We start from the raw sequence: 20,123 nt of genomic DNA, 5'->3' as shown, positions 1-20,123 counted from the left end.
TCCACGGGATCTGAAGCCCCGTGAGCTACTTGGTTCCAGGGTTCTGCACTCTGTCGGAACGCCTGCCGTGTTGTCCTCCGGGCCAGTTGAACGGGCTCGGAACAGAGCTGACCCCCCGGTCGAGGAAAGTGGGACGGACCGCTAAGAGGTGTGCTTTGTTCACTTCTCTGGCCACAAACATGCAGCTCACAAGGGGGGCGTGGCTCCAGGAACCCCGATTCCGGCGCCTCCGTCCCGCGCATGTCCCGCAGGGAGCGATGTCACGGGATCGGACAATTGGGATTTCGGCCGACCGGTGCGTCAAAATCCCAGGTCGGAGTACGTGGGCCGACGAGTGCACATGGCCTTGTTGACCGTTGCTGTTTTGGCATGCACAAGAAAGGCCCTGACCGGCGTTTCCGCTGGTCAGGGCCTAAATTTCCGGTGCCCCCGGCAGGATTCGAACCTGCGCACACGGCTCCGGAGGCCGTTGCTCTATCCCCTGAGCTACGGGGGCGTGTCGGTCGGAGTTGGTGGCTCGCGGCGACGGGTAGAACACTACCAGCTCCCTCGGGGTGATCCGGAACGGGTTTCGTGGTCGCGCCTCGGCGGCCTGGGTCCCCCGCACGGGGTGGAAGTGGGGAAAACCCGGACGCGGTGGCCGGTCCGCACCTACTCTCGAGTTGTGCCAGGCGCGTCGGGCCGGGTGCTTGTTGTGGACGACAACAAGGTCATCCGGCAGCTGATCAGGGTCAATCTCGAGCTGGAGGGCCTCGAGGTCGTGACCGCGGCCGATGGTGTCGAGTGTCTGGATGTCGTTCATCAGGTGCGTCCCGATGTCGTGACCCTCGATGTGGTCATGCCCCGGCTGGACGGACTGCGGACCGCCGCACAGCTGCGTTCCGACCCCCGGACCGCTCACCTTCCCCTCGCCATCGTCAGCGCCTGTACGCAGCACGAGGTCGACAGCGGTCTCGACGTCGGCGTCGACGCCTTCCTCGCCAAGCCCTTCGAGCCCGCCGAACTCGTGCGACTCGTACGGCAGTTGATGGACCAGAGCCGGGAGCGACGGCGGCCGGACGAGGGGGACACTCCTCTGGTCGGCGGTGTACTCGGGGGCGGAGAGGCCGAGCGGGCCGGTCGCGCCGGCGGCTGAACCTCACGAGACGCGGCGGCCTCGCAGTGACATCCAGGTCCTCACGACCCGCGCCCGCGCCCCACGGCCACGACCCGCGCCCGCGCCCCACGGCCACGACCCGCGCCCGCGCCCCACGGCCACGACCCGCGCCCGCGCCCCACGGCCACGACCCACGGCCACGGCCCGCATCCTGCAGCCCAGCCCAGCCCAGCCCAGCCCAGTACTGCCCCGCCCCGTCCCACATCCCGGACCCCGCCCAAACCCGCTCGCCCTCCCACCCCCCTCCTCCCCTACGCTTGTCCCGTGACCCCCGTCGAGCTCTCCCGTACCGTGCTGCGCGCGGTGCGTCGTGCTGTCGACGAGGGGGAGCTGGACGTGGCCGTCCCGGGGCGGACCGACGTCACGCCCCCCGGTCCCGGTGGGTGTGGTGACTACGCCACCAACGTCGCCCTCCAGCTGGCCCGGCCCGCCGGGCAGCCCCCGTTGCGGGTCGCCGAGATTCTCCGGCAGCGGCTCGCGCAGAGCGACGGCATCGGTGACGTCGTCGTCACCGGGCCCGGGTTCCTCAACATCAGCCTGCGGGGGAGCGGCGACGCCCTCGTGCGGGAGATCCTGCGACTCGGACAGCGGTACGGCCATGCCGACCGGCCCACCGGGCAGCTCGTGCAGCTGCACGCACCCCACGAGGTCCGCGCCGTCGTCGTGATGGACGCTGTCGCCCGTATCCTCCGCTCGCAGGGCGCCCTCGTCCGCAGCAGTTGCGTCGCTCGCCCGGAGCCGGCCTGGACGGACGTCCTCGGCGTCGAGGTCGATGCGTACGGCACCCCCGAGGCGCCCGCGTCCGCACCCACCCCCGCCCCCCTCGACGTCAACGTACGACCCGTGCCGGCCGGCCTCGACCCCACCCCCCTCGGCCGGGACGCGGCCCGCTGGGCGCTTCTTCACCCCGCCCCTCACGACCGGCCCCGCATCACCGCCGACCACCTGGTCCAGCGGGAGAGCAACCCTCTCTTCCGGGTCCGTTACGCCCACGCCCGCACCCGGGCTCTCACCCGCAACGCCGCCGACCTGGGCTTCCACGCCGAGCCCGGGGACGTGGACGTGCACCCACGGGGGGACACAGAGGCAGCCGTACAGGGGACCGACGTACGGCAGGCCGACGTACAGGAAACCGCCGTAACGGAAACGGCCGTACCGGAAGCCGCCGTACCGGAAACCGCCGTCCAGGGCACCGTCGTACACGACACGACCGCCCTCCGGAACCTCCTCGCCGATCACCCCCGTGTCCTCCAGGCCGCCGCCGCGCACCACGCCCCCGATCGCCTGGCCCGGCATCTCGTCACCGTCGCCGATGCCGTTCTCCCCTTTCTCGCAGTCGTCCTTCCGCGTGGTGCGGAGAAACCCTCGGCCGCCCACCGTGCCCGGCTCGCGCTCGCCGAAGCCGCCGGGGCGGTGCTGGCCGGTGGCCTGTCCCTGCTCGGCATCGACGCACCCGAACACCTCTAGAGAGCCAGTCAAGAAGATGAGCCGTTCCGCACATCCCGCCGGGCCCCGGCACGCCGACGTCCTTCCCGAGGGTCACTACTCCGGGCCGCCCGCCGACCTCAACGTCCTTGACCCCAAGGTGTGGGCCCAGACGGTCGGCCGTGACGAGAACGGGGTCGTCACCGTCGGCGGCATCGACGTCAAGACCCTCGCCGAGGAGCACGCCACCCCCGCCTACGTCGTCGACGAGGCCGACTTCCGGGCCCGGGCGCGGGCCTGGCGCGATGCCTTCGGGGCCGATGCCGACGTCTTCTACGCCGGCAAGGCGTTCCTGTCGCGAGCAGTCGTGCGCTGGCTGCACGAGGAAGGGCTCAACCTGGACGTGTGCTCCGGGGGTGAGCTCGCCACCGCCCTGTCCGCGGGCATGCCCGCCGACCGCATCGCCTTCCACGGCAACAACAAGTCGGCGGCAGAGATCACCCGGGCCGTCGAGAGCGGGGTGGGGCGTATCGTCCTCGACTCGTTCCAGGAGATCGTCCGGGTCGCGCACATCGCGCAGAGCCTGGGGAAGCGGCAGAGGGTCCAGATCCGGATCACCGTCGGCGTCGAGGCGCACACCCACGAGTTCATCGCCACCGCCCACGAGGACCAGAAGTTCGGGATCCCGCTGGCCGGCGGACAGGCCGCCGAGGCCGTGCGGCGGGCGCTGAAGCTCGACGGACTCGAACTCATCGGCATCCACTCCCACATCGGCTCGCAGATCTTCGACATGTCCGGCTTCGAGGTCGCGGCACATCGCGTGGTCGGGCTGCTCAAGGACGTCCGTGACGAGCACGGTGTCGAGCTTCCCGAGATCGACCTCGGGGGCGGCCTCGGCATCGCCTACACCAGCGACGACGACCCCCGCGAGCCGCACGAGATCGCCAAGGCGCTCACCGAGATCGTGACCAGGGAGTGCGAGGCGGCCAGGCTGCGGACCCCGAGGATCTCCGTCGAGCCGGGGCGCGCCATCGTCGGTCCGACCGCCTTCACGCTCTACGAGGTCGGCACCATCAAGCCCCTCGACGGGCTGCGCACCTACGTCTCCGTCGACGGCGGGATGTCGGACAACATCCGCACCGCGCTCTACGACGCCGAGTACACCGTCGCCCTCGTGTCCAGGACCAGTGACGCCGAACCCATGCTCGCCCGGGTCGTCGGCAAGCACTGCGAGAGCGGGGACATCGTGGTCAAGGACGCCTTCCTGCCGGCCGACCTGGCACCCGGTGACCTCATCGCCGTACCGGCGACGGGCGCCTACTGCCGTTCCATGGCGAGCAACTACAACCACGTGCTGCGCCCGCCGGTCGTCGCCGTCCATGACGGTGAGTCCCGGGTCATCGTCCGCCGGGAGACGGAGGAGGACCTTCTGCGGCTCGACGTCGGCTGAACCACCGCCCGGACCACCGCCGGACCCCCGCAGACCAGGAACGAGACCAGGAAAGGAAGATCTACGGTCTGCCACCCCCGGACAAATGAAATAGATGTCTCATAATCCGGACGAGGGGCAGAAACTCCCGTCCGGTGAGTGAGACTGGACCCACCGTAGACGGTATGAGGAAACGAGGTCGGATGATGCGTACGCGTCCGCTGAAGGTGGCGCTGCTGGGCTGTGGAGTGGTCGGCTCAGAGGTGGCGCGCATCATGACGACGCACGCCGACGACCTCGCCGCCCGCATCGGCGCCCCCGTGGAGCTCGCCGGGGTCGCGGTACGGCGTCCCTCCAAGGTTCGTGAGGGCATCCCGCAGGAACTCGTCACCACCGACGCCACCGCCCTCGTCAAACGCGGGGACATCGACGTGGTCGTGGAGGTCATCGGGGGGATCGAGCCCGCCCGTTCCCTCATCACCACCGCCTTCGAGCACGGCGCCTCCGTCGTCTCCGCCAACAAGGCGCTCCTCGCCCAGGACGGCGCCGCCCTGCACGCGGTGGCCGGACAGCACGGCAAGGACCTCTACTACGAGGCCGCCGTCGCCGGTGCCATCCCGCTGATCCGCCCGCTGCGCGAGTCCCTCGCCGGCGACAAGGTCAACCGGGTGCTCGGGATCGTCAACGGCACCACCAACTTCATCCTCGACAAGATGGACTCCACGGGCGCCGGTTATCAGGAGGCCCTCGACGAGGCCACCGCCCTCGGATACGCGGAGGCCGACCCGACCGCCGACGTCGAGGGGTTCGACGCCGCCGCCAAGGCCGCCATCCTCGCCGGGATCGCCTTCCACACGCGCGTGCGTCTCGACGACGTCTACCGCGAGGGCATGACCGAGGTCACCGCCGCCGACTTCGCCTCCGCGAAGAACATGGGCTGCACCATCAAGCTGCTCGCCATCTGCGAGCGGGCCGAGGACGGCAGGTCCGTCACCGCCCGCGTGCACCCCGCGATGATCCCGCTCACGCATCCCCTCGCGTCCGTCCGCGGCGCCTACAACGCCGTGTTCGTCGAGTCCGACGCCTCCGGCCAGCTGATGTTCTACGGCCCGGGCGCGGGCGGTGCCCCCACCGCCTCCGCCGTCCTCGGTGACCTCGTCGCCGTCTGCCGCAACCGGCTCAGCGGCACGACCGGGCCCGGTGAGTCCGCGTACGCGGCCCTCACCGTCTCGGGCATGGGCGAGGTCGTCACGCGCTACCACATCAGCCTGGACGTGGCCGACAAACCGGGTGTTCTCGCCCAGGTTGCCACCGTGTTCGCCGAGCACGGGGTGTCCATCGATACCGTTCGGCAGCAGGGGAAGGACGGCGAGGCGTCTCTCGTCGTCGTCACGCACCGCGCGTCGGACGCCGCCCTGGGCGGGACCGTCGAGGCGTTGCGCAAGCTCGACACCGTGCGGGGTGTCGCCAGCATCATGCGGGTTGAAGGAGAGTAACCAGCAATGACCCACCAGTGGCGCGGAATCATCGAGGAGTACCGGGACCGGCTGCCCGTCTCCGACACCACGCCGGTCGTGTCGCTCCGTGAGGGCGGCACGCCCCTCGTGCCCGCGCAGGTGCTCTCCGAGCGCACCGGGTGCGAGGTCCACCTCAAGGTGGAGGGCGCCAATCCCACCGGGTCCTTCAAGGACCGCGGTATGACCATGGCCATCACGCGTGCCAAGGAGGAGGGCGCGAAGGCGGTCATCTGCGCCTCCACCGGCAACACGTCGGCGAGCGCTGCCGCCTACGCCGTACGCGCGGGCATGGTCTGTGCCGTGCTGGTGCCGCGGGGCAAGATCGCGCTCGGCAAGATGGGCCAGGCCCTCGTGCACGGTGCGAAGATCCTCCAGGTCGACGGAAACTTCGACGACTGCCTCACCCTGGCCCGCTCGCTGAGCGACAACTACCCGGTGGCGCTGGTCAATTCGGTCAACCCGGTCCGTATCGAGGGCCAGAAGACCGCCGCCTTCGAGATCGTCGACATGCTCGGCGACGCGCCCGACATCCACGTCCTGCCGGTCGGCAACGCCGGCAACATCACGGCGTACTGGAAGGGCTACAAGGAGTACGCCACCGACGGAGTGGCCGCCAAGACGCCCCGGATGTGGGGCTTCCAGGCCTCCGGCAGTGCCCCGATCGTGCGCGGCGAGGTCGTCAAGGACCCGTCGACCATCGCCACCGCCATCCGTATCGGCAACCCCGCCTCCTGGCAGTACGCGCTCGCGGCGAAGGAGGAGTCCGGCGGGTTCATCGACGAGGTGACGGACCGTGAGATCCTGCGCGCCTACCGGCTGTTGGCCGCTCAGGAGGGTGTCTTCGTGGAGCCCGCCTCCGCCGCCTCCGTGGCCGGTCTGCTGAAGGCCGCCGAGCAGGGCAAGGTCGACCCGGGCCAGCGGATCGTGTGCACGGTCACCGGCAACGGCCTCAAGGACCCCGACTGGGCCGTCGCGGGCGCTCCGCAGCCCGTCACCGTCCCGGTCGACGCGGCGACGGCGGCCGAGCGCCTCGGGCTCGCCTGAGACAGGGAATCCCCTGAGAGGGGTGCACAGGGGGCTTACGACACGCATCGTGCGCCTCCTGTGCGCCCTATGTCGCCACAGAACCTTCCTTCGATAGGCTGTACCGAACCCGCCCGCTGCATATGCCCTCGCGTACAGCGGGGTGCCACGTCGTCTCCGCGGCCAGCAGGGTCTTCGTACGTCATCGAATGTCATTCGACAATCACGCAGCTCAAGGAGAGTCATCGAGAGATGGCCGGTCCCGCTTTCCGCGCCGCCGCCGTCCGGGTGCGCGTCCCCGCCACCAGCGCCAACCTCGGCCCGGGCTTCGACGCCCTGGGCCTGTCGTTGGGGCTCTACGACGACGTCGTCGTCCGGGTGGCCGACTCAGGGCTGCACATCGACATCGCGGGAGAGGGCAGCGAGACGCTCCCGCGGGACGAGAACCACCTCCTCGTACGCTCCCTGCGCACCGCCTTCGACCTGCTGGGCGGCCAGCCGCGCGGCCTGGAGATCGTCTGCGCCAACCGCATCCCGCACGGCCGGGGCCTCGGCTCCTCCTCGGCCGCCATCTGCGCCGGAATCGTCGCCGCGCGCGCCGTGACCATAGGCGGCGAGGCCCGGCTCGACGACACCGCGCTCCTGGAGCTCGCCACCGAGATCGAGGGCCACCCCGACAACGTGGCCCCGTGTCTGCTCGGCGGCTTCACCATCGCCTGGATGGAGGCCGGTGCCGCCCGGGCGATCAGGCTGGAGCCCGACGATTCCATCGTTCCGGTGGTTTTCGTGCCCGGAAAGCCCGTCCTGACCGAGACCGCGCGCGGACTGCTCCCGCGCACCGTGCCGCACGTCGACGCCGCCGCCAACGCGGGCCGTGCCGCGCTGCTCGTCGAGGCCCTCACCAGGCGCCCCGAGCTGCTGCTGCCGGCCACCGAGGACCGTCTCCACCAGGAGTACCGCGCTCCCGCCATGCCGGAGAGCGCCGCACTCGTGGAGCGGCTGCGGGCCGACGGAGTCCCGGCAGTCATCTCGGGGGCGGGGCCCACCGTGCTCGCGCTCGTCGACGCGGCCAGCGCCGACAAGGTGGCCCATCTGGCGGGCGAGGGCTGGGCCGCCAACCGGCTGGACCTCGACGCCCAGGGGGCCTGTGTGCTCCCGCTCGCGGCAGCCAGTGACATCTGAGATCCGGCGTGTGCCGGATTTCGAGAGGGGGAATGTTTGTTGGATCCGGTAGTGTTAATCTCAAGTCTGCACCCGACCCCACCATGGCGAGGTGCTTCACGTCCCCGTCCGGGACAGACATTCTTCCGGGAGCCTCCCAAGCCGCACTGCGTTCCGTACGACGTACAAGGGCAGTACCTCGTACGCGGGCACTGAGCGACTTGCCGGGCACGCTCCGGAACCGGTGCGACCAAGCCAACGTGACACGGACACTCAGTGCCACGGCTATCGGAAGCGCCGTCACCACATTCCTCCGCCGCTTAGGCGGACCACCGCCCCGGCTCGGTCCACAAGGATGGGACCGACGTCGGACAGCACAAACGGTCGCCGAGCCAGACAGGCCGACGTCCGCTCCAGGGAAGGACCCTTCGTGAGCGACACCACCGATCTGATGGGCGCACGTGTCGAGGAGACCGCTGCCGCGCCCTCCACGGACGCCTCCGCGCCTGCCGCCGGTGCCGGCTCCCGGCGGCGCCGCGGTACCGGCCTCGACGGCATGGTGCTGGCCGAGCTGCAGCAGGTCGCATCCGGCCTCGGCATCAAGGGCACCGCGCGTATGCGCAAGAGCCAGCTGATCGAGGTCATCAAGGAAGCGCAGGCCGGGGGAGGTGCCGCGGCTCCCAAGGCTGCATCCTCGCCCGCCGGTGACGCCGCCGAGACCAAGCCGAAGCGCCGCGCCACCTCCAAGGCCCGTACGGGCGACGCCGCCGAGAAGAAGGCGGAGGCGAAGGCCGAGGCCCCCGCCGAGAAGGCCGTGGCCCAGCAGCAGATCGAGATCCCCGGCCAGCCGGCCGCCGAGCGCGCGGGGGACGACGCTCCCGCCGAGCGCCGTCGCCGCCGTGCCACCGCCGAGGCCGGCGCCCCCTCGGGCAGCCCCGAGACCGTCGTGGCCGAGGCGAAGAGCGAGCCCAAGGCCGAGACTCCCGCGCAGCAGCCGCAGGGCGACGCCGGTGACGGCGACGGCCGTGGCCGCCGCGACCGCGGCCGTGACCGCGGCCGCGACCGCGGTGAGCGTGGCGACCGCGGGGACCGCGGGGAGCGTCGCAAGAGCGACGACCAGCAGGGCCAGGGCGGTCAGCGCCAGCAGCAGAACCAGCAGCAGGGCGGCGGCCGTCAGGACCGCCAGGACCGTCAGCGCGACAACGGCCCCCAGGACGACGACGACTTCGAGGGCGGTCGCCGCGGCCGGCGCGGTCGCTACCGGGACCGCCGCGGCCGTCGTGGCCGTGACGAGATGAGCGGCCCCGAGCCGCAGATCAACGACGACGACGTCCTGATCCCGGTCGCCGGCATCCTGGACATCCTCGACAACTACGCCTTCATCCGTACGTCGGGTTACCTGCCGGGCCCCAACGACGTGTACGTCTCCCTCGCCCAGGTCCGCAAGAACGGCCTGCGCAAGGGCGACCACATCACCGGCGCGGTCCGTCAGCCCAAGGAAGGCGAGCGGCGCGAGAAGTTCAACGCGCTGGTGCGTCTGGACTCCGTCAACGGCATGGCGCCCGAACACGGCCGCGGCCGCCCGGAGTTCAACAAGCTGACGCCGCTGTACCCGCAGGACCGCCTCCGTCTGGAGACCGACCCCGGCGTCCTGACCACCCGCATCATCGACCTCGTCGCGCCGATCGGTAAGGGCCAGCGCGGTCTGATCGTGGCCCCGCCGAAGACCGGCAAGACCATGATCATGCAGGCGATCGCCAACGCGATCACGCACAACAACCCCGAGTGCCACCTGATGGTCGTCCTGGTCGACGAGCGTCCGGAAGAGGTCACCGACATGCAGCGGTCGGTGAAGGGCGAGGTCATCTCCTCGACCTTCGACCGCCCGGCCGAGGACCACACCACGGTCGCCGAGCTCGCCATCGAGCGTGCCAAGCGTCTGGTGGAGCTGGGCCACGACGTGGTCGTGCTGCTCGACTCGATCACGCGTCTGGGCCGTGCGTACAACCTCGCCGCGCCCGCCTCCGGCCGCATCCTGTCCGGTGGTGTCGACTCGACCGCCCTGTACCCGCCGAAGCGCTTCTTCGGTGCGGCCCGCAACATCGAGGACGGCGGCTCGCTGACCATCCTCGCCACCGCCCTGGTGGACACCGGGTCCCGCATGGACGAGGTCATCTTCGAGGAGTTCAAGGGCACCGGCAACGCCGAGCTCAAGCTCGACCGGAAGCTCGCCGACAAGCGGATCTTCCCGGCGGTGGACGTGGACGCGTCCGGTACCCGTAAGGAAGAGATCCTGCTCGCTCCCGACGAGCTCGGGATCGTCTGGAAGCTGCGCCGGGTGCTGCACGCCCTCGACCAGCAGCAGGCGGTCGAGCTGCTTCTCGACAAGATGAAGCAGACGAAGTCGAACGCCGAGTTCCTGATGCAGATCCAGAAGACGACGCCGACGCCGGGCAACGGCGACTGACGTCAAGCGTTCGGAAAGAGGACCGCCCCCGACCACGGGGGGCGGTCCTCTTTGGTTTAGGATCACGCTCTTCGGTCGATTTTTCGATCTCTGAACTTCTGATCCCTTGGGGGGACTTGCATGGGTATACCCATGTCCGGAGGCGCCGGCCGGCACAGACGGCGTGCGTGGATCGCTCTGCCCGTCGCCGTGGCCGCCGCGCTGCTGGCCACGTCGGCGAACGCCGCCACCGTCGTGCCCGAGCCGCAGGCACCGGCCCCGGCCGCCGCGTCCACGCCGTCGCAGGCCGAGCTGGAGCACCGGATCGCCGGTGCCGTCGCGGCGGAGGACACCTCCCGCACGATGACCCGGTCGCCGATGAGCGGGGGCAAGGTCGACTCCACCGTCTCGCCGATGATCATCGGCGGTACGACGACGACCATCACCTCGGCCCCGTGGATGGCCCAGCTCTGGTACACCGACGACCAGGGCACCACGGACACCAGCGACGACACCGGGTTCTTCTGCGGCGGCGCGGTCGTCGCGCCGACGAAGATCCTCACCGCCGCGCACTGCGTCAAGGGCGCGAACTGGGCCAAGGGCGGCGCCGTGGTGACCGGTGCCACGCAGCTGCCCTCCGAGGACGGCGACCTGCACGGCGGCACCGCCACGGCCGTACTGCGGCAGTGGTACCACCCGTCGTACAACGCGGACACCATCGACAACGACATCGCGGTCCTGACCCTGGCGGCCCCCGTCAAGGCGACCCCGATCCGCATGACGACGGCCACCGACACCGCCTCGTACGACCCCGCCACCACCGGTGCCAAGACCGCCAAGGTCTACGGCTGGGGCCGCACCAGCTCCACCAGCGACGACATCTCCGAGACGCTGAAGACGGCCACGCTGCCCATCAAGTCGGACACGACCTGTGCCGCGGCCTACGGCTCCTGGTTCATCAAGGGGCACATGACCTGCGCGGGCCCGCCCGCCAGCGGCAGCGACTCCGGTACGACCGCCATCTGCAGCGGTGACTCCGGCGGCCCCCTCGTCGTGAACGGGCGGATCGTCGGTGTCGTCTCCTGGAACGTGACCGACTGTGTCGCCAAGGGCGCCTACAGCGTCTTCACCAAGGTCAGCAAGTACGTCGGTGCCGCCTACCCGCGCGTCGACGACACCAACCTGAGCTTCGACCACAAGGCCGACCTGTGGGTGCGCAAGTCCTCCACCAAGGTCGGCTACGAGCAGGACTCCAAGGGCACCACCTTCGCCGCCCGGCAGTCCTGGGGCGACTGGAACGGTGTGAACCTGGTCCGGCAGACCGACCTCAACCGGGACGGCTTCCAGGACCTCCTGTACCGCGTCTCCAGCACCGGTGACGTCTACTGGCTGCGGTACCTGCCCGCCACCGGCGCCTGGGCCGACCCGAAGAAGGTCTTCACCGACTGGCGGACCCGCACCCGGATCGTCACCCCCGGCGACGTGACCGGCGACTACAAGCCCGACCTGCTCTCCGTGGACTCCGCGGGCGTCCTGTGGATCTACCCGGGCAAGGGCGACGGCAGCTTCGCGGCCCGGGTCAGGGTCGGCGGCGGCTGGAGCCAGTACAACCAGCTGCTCGGCCACGGCGACTTCACCGGCGACGGCAAGGCGGACGTGCTCGCCCGCAACAAGAGCACCGGCGACCTCTACCTGTACAAGGGCACGGGCACATCCGGCACGGGCGTCTTCGCGGCCCGGGTCAAGGTGCGCACGAACTGGAGCGGCTACAACGCCTTCGACGCCGTCGGTGACATCACCGGCGACGGCAGGGCCGACCTGCTGGCCCGCACCCCCGGCGGCACGCTCTACCTGTACAAGGGCACCGGCAAGGCGACCAGCGAGATCTTTGCCACAAGGACCACTGCGGGGACCGGTTTCCAGCAGTACGACATTTTTGGCTGAAACCGCTGGTGAGCAAGGCTCGCCCTGAGGTTTTCATAACGCCCTGTGACCACTGCTGCACGTGGTGGTCACAGGGCGTTGTGCAACCCTTTCTCGAGTTTCCCCGTCTGACCAGGCGGAGCGAACATGGTGCGGTACGGGTCTTTTTCTGACCACGTCTGACCCTGAAAGCAGGGGGTAACCGACCGGACGAGATTCGAGGAGCACATGTCAGCCGAGAGCAAGCCGAATCCCCGAATACCCGGGGGCAAGGGAAGCCGCCGCAAACCCCGCAGCAGAGGCCGCAAGGGCCTGCTGGTCATGGCGTGGGTCGCCGCGGGGATCGTCGTGGTGGGCGGCACCGGGGCCGGCTACGTGTACTTCAAGCTCAACGGCAACATCAAGAGCGTCGACATCGACCAGGTCCTCGGCAGCTCCCGGCCCACCAAGGTCGACAACGGCTCCGAGAACATCCTCGTCCTCGGCTCGGACACCCGCTCCGGCTCCAACAAGAAGCTCGGCGGCGGCACCGACGACGGCAGCGCCCGCTCCGACACCGCGATGATCATCCACGTGTACAAGGGCCACAAGAAGGCCACCGTGGTCTCCATCCCGCGCGACACCCTGATCGACCGCCCGCAGTGCACCGACACCGACGGCAAGGAGCACGACGCCGCCTCGGACGTCATGTTCAACTCCGCTTACACGACCGGCGGCGCGGCCTGCGCGGTGAAGACCGTCGAGTCCATGACCGACATCCGCATGGACCACTACCTGGAGGTCGACTTCAGCGGCTTCGAGAAGCTGGTCGACGAGCTCGGCGGGGTCACGGTCACCACGACCAAGGCCATCAAGGACACCGACAGCCACCTGGACCTCAAGGCCGGCACGCACGAGCTCACCGGCGCCCAGGCCCTCGGTCTCGTCCGCACCCGGCACGGCGTGGGCGACGGCAGCGACCTCGGCCGTATCCAGCTCCAGCAGGCCTTCATCAAGGCACTGGTCAAGCAGGTCAAGAGCGTCGGCGTGCTGAGCAGCCCGAAGAAGCTGTACGACCTCGCCGACACCGCCACCAAGGCCGTCACCACCGACTCCCACCTCGGCTCGGTCAACTCCCTGGTCTCCTTCGCGGGCGGCCTCCAGCACATCAGCCCGTCGAACATGACCATGGTCACGATGCCGGTCCGCTACGACCCGGCGAACCCCAACCGCGTGATCGTGCAGGAAGCCAAGGCCAAGCAGATCTGGACGGCCCTGGAGCACGACCGGGCGATCCCGAAGTCGGCCACCGAAGGCACCGCGACGGGCCAGGCCAAGGGCGTCGTCACCTCGTAGCGGACCGCCTGCCCGGGGGGCTGGGAATAGAACGCGGCGACACCTCGTTTTGGGGGATGCGGCCAGTGCTGGCAGACTGGTACGTCGGTCCCGGTTCACGCCCCCGCAATCCGCGGCGGCGACCCGGCACCCTCCCGAAACTAGGAGACACCTTGAAGCGCGACATCCACCCCGAGTACGTCGAGACGCAGGTCAGCTGCACCTGTGGCGCGTCGTTCACCACCCGTAGCACGATCTCCAGCGGCACCGTCCGTGCCGAGGTCTGCTCCGAGTGCCACCCGTTCTACACGGGCAAGCAGAAGATCCTCGACACCGGTGGCCGCGTGGCCCGCTTCGAGGCCCGCTTCGGCAAGGCTGCTGCCAAGAAGTAGCGAGCCACCAGCGCCGGTCCACGCCGCACTCCTCGGAGTGCGCCGGGACCGGCGTTTTTGGTCGCCCGCCGTCCCTCTTTCTTACGCAGTTCAGGAGCCCAAGATGTTCGAGGCCGTCGAGGAACTCGTCGGTGAGCACGCCGACCTGGAGAAGAAGCTCGCCGACCCGTCGGTCCACTCCGACCAGGCCAACGCGCGCAAGCTGAACAAGCGCTACGCCGAGCTCACCCCGATCGTCGCCACGTACCGCTCCTGGAAGCAGACCGGCGACGACATCGAGACCGCGCGCGAACTCGGTGCCGACGACCCGGAGTTCGCCGCCGAGGTCAAGGAGCTGGAGAAGGCCCGCGACGAGCTGACGGAGAAGCTGCGGCTGCTCCTCGTCCCGCGGGACCCCAGCGACGACAAGGACGTCATCCTGGAGATCAAGGCCGGTGCCGGCGGTGACGAGTCGGCGCTGTTCGCGGGCGACCTGCTGCGCATGTATCTCCGGTACGCCGAGCGCGTCGGCTGGAAGACCGAGATCATCGACGCCACCGAGTCCGAACTGGGCGGCTACAAGGACGTCCAGGTCGCCGTGAAGACCAAGGGCGGAAACGGCGCCACCGAACCCGGGCAGGGCGTGTGGGCCCGGATGAAGTACGAGGGCGGCGTGCACCGGGTGCAGCGCGTCCCGGCGACCGAGTCCCAGGGCCGTATCCACACCTCCGCGGCCGGTGTGCTGGTCACGCCCGAGGCCGAGGAGGTCGACGTCGAGATCAACCCCAACGACCTCCGCATCGACGTCTACCGCTCCTCCGGGCCAGGTGGGCAGTCCGTCAACACCACCGACTCCGCCGTGCGCATCACGCACATTCCCACCGGAGTCGTCGCCTCCTGTCAGAACGAGAAGAGCCAGCTGCAGAACAAGGAGCAGGCCTTGCGTATCCTGCGCTCCAGGCTGCTCGCGGCGGCGCAGGAGGAGGCGGAGCGCAATGCCGCCGACGCCCGGCGCAGCCAGGTCCGCACCGTCGACCGCTCCGAGAAGATCCGCACGTACAACTTCCCGGAGAACCGCATCTCGGACCACCGCGTCGGCTTCAAGTCGTACAACCTGGACCAGGTCCTGGACGGCGACCTCGACGCGGTGATCCAGGCATGCGTCGACGCGGACTCGGCAGCGAAGCTGGCGGCCGCGTAAAGGCCGCCGAAGAGGGCCCGAAAGAGGCACGTACGCACGACCGAGTACGACACGGAGGACTTGCGTGAACCTGCTGCTCGCAGAGGTGGCCCAGGCCACCCAGCGGCTGGCCGACGCCGGCGTGCCCTCGCCGCGCAACGACGCGGAGGAGCTCGCCGCGTTCGTGCACGGCGTGAAGCGGGGCGAGCTGCACTCCGTGAAGGACGCGGACTTCGACGCCCGCTACTGGGAGACCATCGCGCGCCGGGAACAGCGCGAACCGCTCCAGCACATCACCGGCCTCGCCTACTTCCGGTACCTCGAACTCCAGGTGGGCCCCGGGGTGTTCGTGCCGCGCCCCGAGACCGAGTCGGTGGTCGGGTGGGCCATAGACGCCGTCCGCGCGATGGACGTCGTCGAGCCGTGCATCGTCGACCTGTGCACCGGCTCCGGCGCCATCGCGCTCGCCCTCGCCCAGGAGGTCCCGCGCTCCCGCGTGCACGCCGTGGAGCTGTCCGAGGAAGCGCTGCGGTGGACCCGTAAGAACGTCGAGGGGTCGCGGGTCGACCTGCGCCAGGGCAACGCCCTGGACGCCTTCCACGACCTCGACGGCCATGTCGACCTGGTCATCTCCAATCCGCCGTACATCCCGCTCACCGAATGGGAGTACGTCGCTCCCGAGGCACGGGACTACGACCCCGAACTCGCCCTGTTCTCCGGCGAGGACGGCCTCGACCTCATCCGCGGTCTGGAACGGACCGCACACCGGCTCCTGCGCCCCGGAGGTGTCGTCGTCATCGAGCACGCCGACACCCAGGGCGGCCAGGTGCCGTGGATCTTCACCGAGGAACGGGGCTGGGCCGACGCGGCCGACCACCCCGACCTCAACAGGCGCCCCAGGTTCGCGACGGCCCGCAGGGCGATGCCGTGAGCCGCACTCCCAAGACTCCAGAGCAGTACGTGTACGAGGAGGCCCGCTAGATATGGCACGGCGATACGACACCAACGACGCGACCGACCGCACGACCGGTCTGCGCGAAGCCGCGTCCGCCGTCCGCCGTGGCGAGCTCGTGGTCCTCCCGACCGACACGGTGTACGGCATCGGCGCCGACGCGTTCTCCTCGGAGGCCGTCCATGACCTCCTGGAGGCCAAGGGCCGGGGCCGCAACATGCCCACCCCCGTGCTGATCGGCTCCCCGAACACCCTCCACGGTCTCGTCACCGACTTCTCCGAGCTGGCCTGGGAGCTCGTCGACGCCTTCTGGCCGGGCGCGCTCACCCTCGTCGCCAAGCACCAGCCGTCCCTCCAGTGGGACCTGGGCGACACCAGGGGCACGGTGGCCGTGCGGATGCCGCTCCACCCCGTCGCCATCGAGCTGCTGACCGAGGTCGGACCCATGGCGGTCTCCTCCGCCAACCTGACCGGTCACCCCTCGCCGGAGACCTGCGACGCCGCGCAGGAGATGCTGGGCGACTCGGTCTCCGTCTACCTCGACGGCGGCCCGACCCCCGGCAACGTCCCCTCCTCGATCGTCGACGTCACCCGCGAGGTGCCCCTGCTGCTGCGCGCGGGCGCGATCTCCGCGGAAGAGCTCAGGAAGGTCGTACCCGACCTCGAGGTGGCGAATTGACGGCCCCTGACGCGGGGCGTGGCATATGGGACGGGGAAGAGACGCGGACCTTCACAGGGCTCCCGCGTGACAGCTTCCGCATCCTCCACGTCAGCACCGGCAACGTGTGCCGCTCGCCGATCACCGAGCGGCTGACCCGGCATGCCCTGGCGGACCGGCTCGGCGACCCCCTGTGGGGCGGCCTGGTCGTGGAGAGCGCCGGGACCTGGGGCCACGAGGGCGCGCCCATGGAGGCCAACGCGGAGACCGTCCTTGCCGAGTTCGGCGCGGACCCCTCCGGCTTCACCGGACGCGAGCTGCTGGACGAACACGTGATCATGGCGGACCTGGTCCTGACCGCCACCCGCGACCACCGCCAGCAGGTGATCTCCATGGGGCACTCGGCGGGTCTGCGCACCTTCACCCTGAAGGAGTTCACCCGGCTGGTGAAGGCGATAGACCCGGCGACCCTGCCGCCCCTGGAGGAGGGCCTGGTGAGCCGCGCCCGCGCCCTGGTCCGCGCGGCGGCCGCTCTACGCGGGTGGCTCCTGGCCCCCACCGCCGAGGCCGACGAGGTCTTCGACCCTTACGGAGCACCGCTGCCCTTCTTCCGCTCGATCGGGGACGAGATAAACGAGGCGATCGATCCGGTCGTCACCGCGCTCACGGGCGTACCCGCAAGGACGTAAGGACCGGGCACCCCATCGGCCCCGGGCCTACATTGGACGTACGTCACCGTCGACGCCCCGGAGTCCACCATGTCGGTCACCCACGCGCCCCAGACCGCCGACGTCCTCGCGCGGCAGGACCCCGAGCTGGCCGAGATCCTGCTCGGGGAGCTCGACCGGCAGTCGTCGACGCTCCAGCTCATCGCCGCCGAGAACTTCTGCTCGCCGGCCGTCCTGGCCGCGCTCGGCTCGTCGCTGGCCAACAAGTACGCCGAGGGCTATCCGGGCGCCCGTCACCACGGCGGCTGCGAGCTGGTCGACGTCGCCGAGCGGCTCGCCGTGGAGCGGGCGAAGTCCCTGTTCGGCGCCGAACACGCCAACGTGCAGTCCCACTCCGGCTCTTCGGCGGTCCTCGCCGCCTACGCCGCGCTGCTGCGCCCCGGCGACACCGTCCTCGCCCTCGGCCTGCCCTACGGCGGCCACCTCACCCACGGCTCGCCCGCCAACTTCTCCGGCCGCTGGTTCGACTTCGTCCCCTACGGCGTCGACGCCGAGACCGGGATCATCGACCACGACCAGGTGCGCACCCTCGCCCGCGCCCACCGGCCCAAGGCGATCGTGTGCGGTTCCATCGCCTACCCCCGGCACATCGACTACGCCTTCTTCCGCGAGGTCGCCGACGAGGTGGGCGCGTATCTCATCGCCGACGCCGCCCACCCCATCGGGCTCGTCGCCGGGGGAGCGGCGCCCAGTCCGGTGCCGTACGCCGATGTCGTCTGCGCCACCACCCACAAGGTGCTGCGCGGCCCCCGCGGCGGAATGATCCTGTGCGGGAGCGAGCTGGCCGAGCGGGTCGACCGGGCCGTCTTCCCGTTCACGCAGGGCGGCGCGCAGATGCACACCATCGCCGCGAAGGCGGTCGCGTTCGGCGAGGCGGCGACACCGGCGTTCGCCGCGTACGCCCATCAGGTGGTCGCCAACGCGCGGGTCCTCGCGGCCGCACTGGCCGACGAGGGACTCGTGGTCACCACCGGAGGGACCGACACCCATCTCGTGACGGCCGATCCGGCGCTGCTCGGCGTCGACGGACGCACGGCACGGGGACGGCTCGCGGCCGCGGGGATGGTGCTCGACTGCTGTGCGCTGCCTCACGCCGACCTGCGCGGACTGCGCCTGGGAACGGCCGCCGTCACCACCCAGGGCATGGCCGAAAAGGAGATGGCGGGGATCGCCGCCCTGCTCGCGGGGGTGGTGCGCGGTGAGGTGGAGAGCGCCAGGGCACGTGAAGAAGTGCGGGATCTGGTCGGCGGATTTCCGCCCTATCCGGCCTGAGCGGGGGTATCCGGACCTGCGGGCACAGCCGCACGTGCAACCATCGGCTCTACCCGGAAGTCCCCAACCATATGCATCCGTCGCTAGGGTGTGGGGCTGAGATGGCCAGCGAGACCTGTGGGGAAGCCTGTGCGTGAATACCTGCTGACGCTCTGCATCACGGCCGCGGTGACGTATCTGCTGACAGGGCCGGTACGGAAGTTCGCGATCGTGGCCGGAGCGATGCCGGAGATCCGGGCCCGTGACGTGCACCGGGAACCGACTCCGCGGCTCGGCGGTATCGCCATGTTCTTCGGACTGTGCGCGGGTCTGCTGGTCGCCGACCACCTGACCAACCTCAGCGCGGTCTTCGAGAAGTCGAACGAACCGCGCGCGCTGCTCTCCGGGGCCGCCCTGATCTGGCTGATCGGCGTCCTGGACGACAAGTTCGAGATCGACGCCCTGATCAAGCTGGGTGGCCAGATGATCGCCGCGGGCGTGATGGTGATGCAGGGTCTGACGATCCTGTGGCTGCCCATCCCCAGCGTCGGCTCGGTCGCGCTGACCCAGTGGCAGGGCACCCTGCTGACGGTCGCGCTCGTCGTCATCACCATCAACGCGGTGAACTTCGTCGACGGTCTCGACGGCCTCGCCTCCGGCATGGTCTGCATCGCCGCCGGCGCGTTCTTCCTGTACGCCTACCGCATCTGGTACTCGTACGGCATCGAGGCGGCCGCTCCGGCCACGCTGTTCGCGGCGATCCTGATGGGCATGTGCATCGGCTTCCTGCCGCACAACATGCATCCGGCGCGGATCTTCATGGGCGACTCGGGATCGATGCTCATCGGCCTGGTGCTGGCCGCGGGCGCGATCTCCATCACCGGGCAGATCGACCCGGACGCGCTGAAGCTGTTCGCCGGGTCCGAGAAGGCGGCCGTGCACCAGACGGTTCCCGTCTACATCCCGCTGCTGCTGCCGCTGACCATCATCGCGGTGCCGGCCGCCGACCTGATCTCGGCCATCGTGCGCCGCACCTGGCGGGGCCAGTCGCCGTTCGCCGCCGACCGCGGGCATCTGCACCACCGGCTGCTGGAGATCGGGCACTCGCACAGCCGGGCCGTGTGGATCATGTACTTCTGGTCGGCGCTGATCGCGTTCGGCTCGCTCGCCTACTCGGTGAACTCCGCGTCCATGTGGATCGTGCTCGGCGTCGTGTTCCTCAGCGCGATCGGTCTCGTGCTGCTCCTGCTGCCGCGCTTCACCCCGCGCGTGCCGATGTGGGCCCAGCACGTGGTGCCGCCGCGTTACCGCCGCCGTCGGCGGGCGGCGGTCGCGGAGGCCATGGAGGTGGAACAGCGCACCCCGGTCGCGGTGGGAGTGGCGGGTGTCAACGGGGCGACCGCGCTGAGCGCCCGTTCGCACGTGCCGGAGAGGCGCAAGGCCGAGACCTCGCGCTGACGCCCAAGGTAAGAATCTGACTAAAGCATTGCCAACGCGTGGGAGTTCGACGGGGCGACAAATCGCCCCTATACCAGACAACTCCCCCGCGTTTCCGCGCAGACGCGCAGCGTCACTCTCATGTGTGACAG

At 70.0% G+C, this 20,123-nt stretch carries 16 protein-coding genes and 1 tRNA gene; 16 read left to right on the top strand and 1 reads right to left on the bottom strand.

Annotated elements, in window-relative coordinates; genetic code table 11:
* Positions 1 to 424: 424 nt before the first annotated feature.
* A tRNA-Arg gene (locus RKD20_RS14235) sits at positions 425 to 496 on the bottom strand.
* 96 nt (positions 497 to 592) lie between these two features.
* Between RKD20_RS14235 and RKD20_RS14230 the strand changes: the two genes are divergently transcribed.
* From RKD20_RS14230 to RKD20_RS14155, 16 genes are all read left to right on the top strand, one after another.
* Complete coding sequence (locus RKD20_RS14230; RefSeq protein WP_424883211.1) at positions 593 to 1,135, top strand: response regulator; 543 nt, start codon at positions 593 to 595, stop codon at positions 1,133 to 1,135.
* 285 nt (positions 1,136 to 1,420) lie between these two features.
* Complete coding sequence (gene nrtL, locus RKD20_RS14225) at positions 1,421 to 2,623, top strand: ArgS-related anticodon-binding protein NrtL (RefSeq protein WP_424878050.1); 1,203 nt, start codon at positions 1,421 to 1,423, stop codon at positions 2,621 to 2,623.
* 16 nt (positions 2,624 to 2,639) lie between these two features.
* Positions 2,640 to 4,031, top strand: a complete 1,392-nt coding sequence (gene lysA / locus RKD20_RS14220; protein WP_424878049.1) for a diaminopimelate decarboxylase — start codon at positions 2,640 to 2,642, stop codon at positions 4,029 to 4,031.
* A 182-nt stretch (positions 4,032 to 4,213) separates the two neighbouring features.
* Entirely contained in the window at positions 4,214 to 5,506 is a 1,293-nt protein-coding gene (locus RKD20_RS14215; protein WP_359432179.1) for a homoserine dehydrogenase, read from the top strand.
* A 6-nt stretch (positions 5,507 to 5,512) separates the two neighbouring features.
* A complete protein-coding gene (thrC, locus tag RKD20_RS14210) occupies positions 5,513 to 6,571 on the top strand; it encodes a threonine synthase (RefSeq protein WP_424878048.1) in 1,059 nt (352 codons plus the stop codon).
* Between the two features lie 231 nt (positions 6,572 to 6,802).
* Complete coding sequence (gene thrB / locus RKD20_RS14205) at positions 6,803 to 7,732, top strand: homoserine kinase (protein WP_391175794.1); 930 nt, start codon at positions 6,803 to 6,805, stop codon at positions 7,730 to 7,732.
* 409 nt (positions 7,733 to 8,141) lie between these two features.
* On the top strand, positions 8,142 to 10,178 hold the full coding sequence (gene rho, locus RKD20_RS14200) for a transcription termination factor Rho (RefSeq protein WP_424878047.1): 2,037 nt from the start codon (positions 8,142 to 8,144) through the stop codon (positions 10,176 to 10,178).
* Positions 10,179 to 10,310: 132 nt separating this feature from the next.
* Positions 10,311 to 12,101, top strand: a complete 1,791-nt coding sequence (locus RKD20_RS14195; protein WP_424883210.1) for a trypsin-like serine protease — start codon at positions 10,311 to 10,313, stop codon at positions 12,099 to 12,101.
* A 207-nt stretch (positions 12,102 to 12,308) separates the two neighbouring features.
* Positions 12,309 to 13,415 carry an LCP family protein gene (locus RKD20_RS14190; RefSeq protein ID WP_424878046.1) on the top strand — a complete coding sequence of 369 codons (1,107 nt, stop codon included), beginning with the start codon at positions 12,309 to 12,311 and terminating at the stop codon, positions 13,413 to 13,415.
* Positions 13,416 to 13,567: 152 nt separating this feature from the next.
* Positions 13,568 to 13,786 carry a 50S ribosomal protein L31 gene (gene rpmE, locus RKD20_RS14185; protein WP_020122779.1) on the top strand — a complete coding sequence of 73 codons (219 nt, stop codon included), beginning with the start codon at positions 13,568 to 13,570 and terminating at the stop codon, positions 13,784 to 13,786.
* A gap of 103 nt (positions 13,787 to 13,889) precedes the next feature.
* Positions 13,890 to 14,966, top strand: a complete 1,077-nt coding sequence (gene prfA, locus RKD20_RS14180; protein ID WP_020122778.1) for a peptide chain release factor 1 — start codon at positions 13,890 to 13,892, stop codon at positions 14,964 to 14,966.
* 64 nt (positions 14,967 to 15,030) lie between these two features.
* Positions 15,031 to 15,876: a peptide chain release factor N(5)-glutamine methyltransferase gene (gene prmC, locus RKD20_RS14175; RefSeq protein ID WP_424878045.1), complete on the top strand. Its 846-nt coding sequence runs from the start codon at positions 15,031 to 15,033 to the stop codon at positions 15,874 to 15,876.
* Between the two features lie 52 nt (positions 15,877 to 15,928).
* Positions 15,929 to 16,576, top strand: coding sequence for an L-threonylcarbamoyladenylate synthase (locus RKD20_RS14170; RefSeq protein ID WP_031040664.1), 648 nt, complete (start codon positions 15,929 to 15,931; stop codon positions 16,574 to 16,576).
* Entirely contained in the window at positions 16,573 to 17,244 is a 672-nt protein-coding gene (locus RKD20_RS14165; RefSeq protein WP_424878044.1) for a protein-tyrosine-phosphatase, read from the top strand. The genes RKD20_RS14170 and RKD20_RS14165 overlap by 4 nt, the downstream gene beginning before the upstream one ends.
* 69 nt (positions 17,245 to 17,313) lie before the next feature.
* Positions 17,314 to 18,555: a serine hydroxymethyltransferase gene (gene glyA, locus RKD20_RS14160; RefSeq protein WP_424878043.1), complete on the top strand. Its 1,242-nt coding sequence runs from the start codon at positions 17,314 to 17,316 to the stop codon at positions 18,553 to 18,555.
* A 129-nt stretch (positions 18,556 to 18,684) separates the two neighbouring features.
* The gene (locus tag RKD20_RS14155) at positions 18,685 to 19,992 is read left to right on the top strand and encodes an MraY family glycosyltransferase (protein ID WP_020122774.1); all 1,308 of its coding nucleotides are present in this window, start codon (positions 18,685 to 18,687) and stop codon (positions 19,990 to 19,992) included.
* The last annotated feature ends 131 nt before the right edge of the window (positions 19,993 to 20,123 follow it).

Source organism: Streptomyces sp. SLBN-8D4 (genome assembly GCF_049739545.1).
Classification (GTDB): Bacteria; Actinomycetota; Actinomycetes; order Streptomycetales; family Streptomycetaceae; genus Streptomyces; species Streptomyces canus_C.
Note: the sequence above shows the minus strand (reverse complement) of the source record. Positions and strands in the feature narration are given on the sequence as shown.